This is a genomic window from Protofrankia sp. Cas8, assembly GCF_963555845.1.
Classification (GTDB): Bacteria; Actinomycetota; Actinomycetes; order Frankiales; family Frankiaceae; genus Protofrankia.
Genome location: NZ_CAUVXI010000039.1, coordinates 19998 through 27001, shown reverse-complemented (window position 1 = coordinate 27001; position 7004 = coordinate 19998). Strand labels below are relative to the sequence as shown.

Annotated in this window: 3 protein-coding genes; 2 read left to right on the top strand and 1 reads right to left on the bottom strand. The window is 70.0% G+C overall.

The window, feature by feature from the left end:
* The coding region (locus U9977_RS08625; protein ID WP_322748671.1) for a DUF2232 domain-containing protein at positions 1-3333 on the top strand (3333 nt) is incomplete at its 5' end.
* 31 nt (positions 3334-3364) lie between these two features.
* On the opposite strand, the gene U9977_RS08620 is transcribed toward U9977_RS08625, so the two are convergent.
* Entirely contained in the window at positions 3365-5605 is a 2241-nt protein-coding gene (locus U9977_RS08620) for a putative bifunctional diguanylate cyclase/phosphodiesterase (protein ID WP_322748670.1), read from the bottom strand.
* Between the two features lie 196 nt (positions 5606-5801).
* Between U9977_RS08620 and U9977_RS08615 the strand changes: the two genes are divergently transcribed.
* On the top strand, positions 5802-6983 hold the full coding sequence (locus U9977_RS08615; protein WP_322748669.1) for a glycerate kinase: 1182 nt from the start codon (positions 5802-5804) through the stop codon (positions 6981-6983).
* Positions 6984-7004 lie beyond the last annotated feature (21 nt).

The following is a 7004-nucleotide window of genomic DNA, read 5'->3' as shown; positions in this document are numbered from 1 at the left end:
GGCGGCGACTGGGAGTGGCGAGTGACCGTGGAAATACGGACGGAGGTGCCCGTCACGTCTGTGCCCGGGCGTCGCCTGCGCGCACTGGAGATCGTCGAGGCGGCGGTTCTCGTCGACCTGGTGATCGCGATCTGCCTGGTGGCGCGTTTCCTTCCACTCGGCTGGTTGCTCACGATCCCGGCGGCGGTTCCGGCGGCGGTACTGGCTGCACGCTGGCGACTGCGGGCGGGGATCGCCGCGATCTTCGCCGCGATGGCCGTAGCCGTCCTCATCGGCGGCACCGGGTTCGCCATCACCATCACCTCCTGCATGATGACCGGGACGCTGCTGGGCACCGCCCACCGCCGGGGGTGGGGTCTCCTACGCACGGCGGCTGCGGCCGTCGGTGTGCTGTGGGTGCCGATCGCCCTTGTCATGGACGCGGTGTTCGGCGTTCTCACCGAGCTGCGCACACTGGTCCTCGCCGAGATCGTCAACAGCTGGGACGGCGCCCGGACCAGCATCGGACGGCTCGGGATGGCGCCGGACAACCCCGGGCTGGCGGCCGCTGACTCGGTCGTCCGCTGGGGCGCGACGCACTGGTGGGCACTCCTACCGACCGCGCTGCTGGCGAACACCGCGGTCAACGTGCTCGCCACCGTGCTGGTCACCCGCCCGGTACTGCGTCACCTCGCCGCCGGCGCGCCATCGGCGCGGACCGACCATCCCAACCCCCCGGCGTGGCTCCCCGCCGGACGGCGGTCTGCGCCGACGCAGCCGGATCCGCACGCCCGTCCGCAACAGCCAGACCACTGGCAGGCACACCCGCGGGCACAAGCCGATGGGCAGCCCTGTCCGCAGACCCGGCCCCTTCCCCTCCAGCTGGAATCGGTGACCTACCGTTATCCCGGCGCGTCACGGGACGCCGTCCACGACGTGTCACTGACCATCTGGCCGGCCGAGTTCGTGGCGATCCTGGGTGCCAACGGATCCGGGAAGTCCACCCTCGCCCGCATCATCGGTGGTTGGAGCCCTACCAGCGGGCGGGTACTGCGGCCCGGTGACTGTGCGCTGGGCCGACCCGGCGGCACATCCATGATCTTCCAGCGGCCGGAGTCACAGGTGCTGGGTGTGCGTGTCCGCGACGACATCGTGTGGGGCCTGGCTGACGGTGGCCGGGCGGTCGATGTCGAGGCGCTGCTGGCGAAGGTCGGGCTCGCCCAGCTCGCCGACCACGAAACCGCGACGTTGTCGGGCGGACAGCTGCAACGGCTGGCGGTCGCCGCCGCACTCGCGCGGGCACCGAGCCTGCTCGTCTCCGACGAGTCCACCGCCATGGTGGACGCTGACGGCCGCCAGCAGCTCACCGAGCTGCTGGCACGCCTTCCCGACGAGGAGGGGGTCGCGGTCGTGCACGTGACCCACCGCCGTACCGAAGCGATGCGGGCACATCGTCGCATCATGCTCGACAGCGGTCGGATGACACCGGCGGACAGCTCGCCACCCGGCCCGCTGCGCTGTACACCGGTCGATCCGGGCCCCAACCCGCGCCAACCGCGGTTCCCGCCGGGTCCGATCGTGACCGCCGGGGCGTCTCCGCTGGTGTGTCTCGACGGTGTCGGACAGGTTTACTCATCCCGATCGCCATGGGCACACCGGGCGCTGACCGACGTATCCTTCCAGCTCGACAGCGGCGAATCGATCATTATCGGTGGTCGTAACGGATCGGGAAAGTCGACGCTCGCGGCCGTCCTCGCCGGTCTGCTCAGTCCGTCGGAAGGCGATGCCCGCATGGCCGGTCGCCCGCTGACCGCCTGCCCCGGCGAGATCGGACTGGCCGTGCAGCACTCCCGCCTTCAGCTGCTGGCGCCCACCGTGGGTGCTGACGTACGCGCCGCGGCCGGGGTGAGCGCCGCCGCCGCCGACGAGGCGCTGGCCGCGGTCGGCCTGGACCCCGTGCTGTTTCGGGACCGGCGGGTGGAGAACCTCTCCGGCGGGCAGATGCGCCGCGCCGCGCTCGCCGGACTCATCGCCCGCCGACCCCGCCTGATGATCCTCGACGAACCACTGGCGGGACTCGACACCCCGTCGAGACACATCCTCGTCAAGGTGCTCGCGGACCTTCGCATCCGCACCGGGCTGACGCTGGTCGTGGTATCCCACGACTTCGAAGGTCTGGCCGAGGTGATAGACCGGATGCTCGTCCTGGACGCCGGACGGGTGGTCCACGACGGCCCGTTCCACGGTGACCGGCCACGGTACGTATCAGCAAGCGACCCTGCGGACACCGCCCGCATCGGTTCCCGCATGCTCCCCCAGCCTCGCAGCGCGCCGCTCATCGCTCGTGCGCAGCGTTCGGGGATCATCAGCACCGCGGGTCCCCACGCCGCACCGCTGCCGCTGCCGGATCGGGATCGGGATCCGGTCCCCGTGGCCGCAGCGCCAGCGCAATCCCCATCCCCATCGCCCTCGCAACCGGCGCCCTCGCAACCCGACGTCCCCGTGCCCGCCACGTCCCGAGCACCGGGTCGGTTCTCCCGGCGGCGTTCGGCCGCGCGTGCCCGCCGGACCGAACCCAACCTCCTGCGCTACATCCCCGGCACCAGCCCGGTACACCGGCTCTGGGCGGGGACAAAATTGATCATGATGGCCGCGCTCGGGATGCTCATCGCACTGCGACCGTCGTGGCCGGTGATCGGTCTGATCGCGGGATTCGTCGGGGTGTGCATGGTGATCGCCCGGATCCCGCCGGGCGCGGCACCGAGGCTGCCCCGTTGGTTCTGGTACGGCCTCCTGATCGGCGCCGCGCTCACCATGCAGTCACACGAGGCACCGTTCATGGCGGTCGCGGGAGTGCGGTTGTCACTCGGCGGTCTCCTGGAATGGCTGCGGCTGACGTCGGTCTCCATGACCATGTTCGCCACTGCCGCGCTGCTCGGGTGGACAACGCCGCTGTCGGACGTCGCGCCCGCCCTGGACCGGCTGATGGCGCCCCTGCGCCGGCTGCGGCTGCCGGTCGACGAGTGGGTGGCAACGGTGGCGCTGGCCATCCGCTGCCTGCCTCTGCTGGTTGACGAGATCCGTACGCTGCTCGCGGTCCGCCGGCTACGCGCGGCCGCGGGGCCGGCCCGGCCGCGCCGGCCGGCGGCGTTGGCGCGCCACGCGCGATGCGCGACCGAGCTGCTGTGCACCGCGATAGTCACGTGCCTACGACGGGCCGCGGAGATGACCGACGCGATCACCGCGCGGGGCGGCTTCGGCGCGGTGTCACACCAGCCGGCCCGGCCCCGACGCGCAGACGCCGCCGCGCTCGCGACCATGGTGGGACTGTTCACAGCGGCCCTACTGATCTGAAACCGGCTCCAGCTGATCACTGCCGGGCGCGCTAACCGAGAAAACCGTTGAGACTGACTTCACGCGTCTCGGGATCCACGTCCGACCCTTCGGCGAGCAGATCGGTCAATGGACGGGGGCGGCCGGTGAGGAACCCCTGCGCATAGTCCACTCCAAGATCACGCAGTGCCAGTGCCAGCGGTTCACGATCGACCTTCTCGGCAATGGTGTACATACCGAGGCAGCGCGCGACCCGTACCACGGCGTCCACCAGGACGGTGTCGGCCGGCGACGTGTCCACATGCCGCAGGAAATCACCGTCGATCTTCACATTGGTGAATGGAAGGTTGCGCAGGTAGACGAACGAACCCACGCTCGCGCCGAAGTCATCCAAGGTGAACCGGCATCCCGCGTCGGTGAGGGTCTCGGCAAGATGCCGCGCCGCGTCCAGGCTGGTCACCGCGACGCTCTCGGGGATCTCCAGGCCGAGTTGAGATGGATCAACCCGGGCCGCACGCAGCGCCGACAGGACGAACTGACCGAATTCGGGATCCGCGACGGACTGGCCGGAGATGTTCATGTGCAGGCGGAGCCGCTCCCGGCGAGCGGTGGCGGAGGCGAGTGCGGCCACCGCCTGCCCCAGCACCCAACGGTCCAGGCTCAGCATGAGATCGCTGTCGGCGAGTGCGCCCATGAATTCGGCCGGCGCCAGATCCGGTTGCCGACCGTCACGAAGACGCAACAGAAGCTCGTATCCCTGCACCTGGCGGGATGACAGGTCCACGACGGGCTGCGCGTCCAACGCCATCAGACCCCCGTCAAGGGCGTCGCGTACCCGCTGCACCATCGAGATCCGCCGGGCAACGTGCTCATAGCGCTCCGGGGTGAACAGTCGCGCACAGCCGCGTCCGGCATCCTTGGCTTCGTACAACGCAAGGTGGGCACGAGCCAGTGCCATGTCGCTGTCGGTCGCAGATGACAGCGACACAACGCCGACGCTGACGGTGATACGGATCGTCACGCCATCGACGATGATCGTGTGCCGGGCAACCTTCTCGCACAGGGCGTTCGCGACGCCCAGTCCGTCCGGGCCGTTGTCGGACTCCAGAACCACGGCGAACTCGTCGCCGCCGAGCCGCCCGAGAACCGCGCCGGGCAGGGTCTTGGCCAGCAGCTGGGCGAGAGCCCCCATCACCGCGTCGCCGACGGCATGGCCGCGCATGTCGTTGACGTCCTTGAAATCGTCCACGTCGACGAGTAGCAGAGTCCCGGCCTGCGCCGGCGCCTTCGGCGCCATCCCGGCCCGCGCCATCCCGTTCGGCGCCATCCCGTTCGGCGCCATCCCGTTCGACGCGATGGCGATGCCCGTCATGCGCTCAACGGGTTCGATGTCTGCGATGCCTGCGATGCCTGCGATGCGTTCGGACAGAAGCGCCGTCATCGCCTGGCGGTTGCGCAGTCCGGTGAGCGGATCGTGCGTCGTGAGGTGGATGAGCTCGCGGCGGACCCGGATCAGCTCGGTGACGTCATGAGCCGTACCCATGATCCGAATCGGCGTACCCGCATGGTCGGTGAGGACATCGCCGTGGCATTCGAGCACACACTCGGTAACCCGGTCGGCCAGGTACATGCGGTGGGTGAATTCAAACGGGCTGACCTCGGCGATCGCCCGCTCCAGAACGCCTTCGATCCTCGAGACGTCGTCGGGGTGCATCAGCGACCGGTAGGTGTCGTAATCGAGATAGGTGTCCGTGGGGTAGCCGAACATCGCAAGAAGCTCGTCGGACCACTCCACCTCGTTGGTGACCAGGTCCCACTCCCAGATGCCCGTCCGGGCGATCGTCTCCACATGACGGAGCCACCGTTGGCGCAGCTGCGCGACATCCTCTTCATTGTGACGAGCGGTATTGTCGACAATCTCATAAAGAACATAGCCCCCGGTACCGACCGTCCGGTCCCGGCCCGTGTCACCGGCAGCCAGCGCACGGCAACGGATCTCCAGCCACCGGGTGGTGCCGTCGGGCGCCTGCCACCTGGCCTCGCACGGTTCCCCGTCCGGGACAACGCCCGCCAACGGCAGTCCGGCCTCGGCGACGGCCAGTCGGGCGGCAACCATGTCGTCGAAACCGGCGGTGGCCTGCACGAGTACGCCAAGACCCGTCGGATCCGGTGTCGCACTCTGCTCATGCACCATCGCACCGCCCGTCACAAGGGCGAACAGGGCCCGGTTAGCCCAAACCACACGGCTGTCGGATGTCACCACCAGTAGCCCGGCGGACACCACGTCAGGCACCAAGCCGACCACGCTCGCGACCAACGCACCTCCTCGCGGATGTCAGCCCCGTGCACATCCCGGCTCATCACGCTACTTCCCGATCGAAGACTGAGTGTAGCGGCAGTCGGGTGAGCACAGAACGTTAGGGCGTGTCCGGTGGATATTCACATGTGCCGGATGTACCGACCGCACGTCGCAACGGGATTATGCGGGCATGTCCACGTCCGTTCGAATCGTTGTGGCACCCAACGCCTTCAAAGGCACGCTGACCGCGAACGAGGCGGCACACGCCATGGCTGACGGGGTCGGTGACACCTACCGGCACGCGGACATCGTCATGCGGCCGGTGGCCGACGGCGGCGACGGAACCGTGGCCGCGGCTCTTGCCGCGGGCTTCACCCGTCATGAGGCCACCGTGGCCGGACCGCTGGGAACCGCGGTGCGCGCTGCGTTCGCCGTTCGAGCCGACGCCGCGGTGCTGGAGACGGCTGCGGCGTCCGGTCTGCGGCTCGTGCCACCTGGACGGCTCGCGCCGCTGGCAGCGTCCACTGCCGGTACCGGTGAGCTGGTGCGTGCCGCCCTGGACGCCGGAGCCCGACGGCTGCTGCTCGGAGCGGGCGGGAGCGCGACGACCGACGGGGGCGCCGGGATGGCCTCCGCACTGGGTGTCAGATTTCTGGACCGGACCGGCCGGCCCCTGCCGCCGGGTGGCGCCGCCCTACGTGATCTTCACACAATCGATGTCAGCGGTCGGGATCGGCGACTCGCCCATGCTGAGATCACCGTCGCGGCAGACGTTGACAGCCCGCTGCTCGGGCCGCACGGTGCGGCAGCGGTCTTCGGACCGCAGAAGGGCGCAGGACCAGCCGAGGTCGCCGTCCTCGAAGAGGGGCTGCGCACGCTCGCCAACCGGCTCGACGCGCTACCGTGGGATGTCGCGAGCCTCCCGGCGAGGGAGGCGAGGGTCACCGCGGGCGCAGGCGCGGCCGGCGGTCTCGGCTTTGGCGCGATGGTCTTTCTCGGTGCACAGATACGGGCGGGCGCCGAGCTGCTCCTCGATCTCGTCGACTTCGACGCGGCCCTGGACGGCGCCCACCTTGTGATCACCGGCGAGGGCGCACTGGACGCGACGACCCTGCGGGGCAAGGCTCCGGCGGTCGTCGCGAGCCGGGCCCGGACGGCCGGTGTGCCGGTCATCGCGGTCTGCGGACGGGTGGACCTCGACCCGGGTCGCTGGCAGGATGCCGGCTTCACCGCCGTCTTCACCGTCCACCCGGTGGCCCCCGTTGCCGGCGCCCCCGCGACGGTGGGGGCGCCGGCGTTCGTCGGCCGGGCCGAGGCTGCCCGCAGGCTGCGACGTGCGACCGCCGAAGCCCTCCGCAGCATGCTGTCCTGAAACGGTCAGTCGCCCGCTACC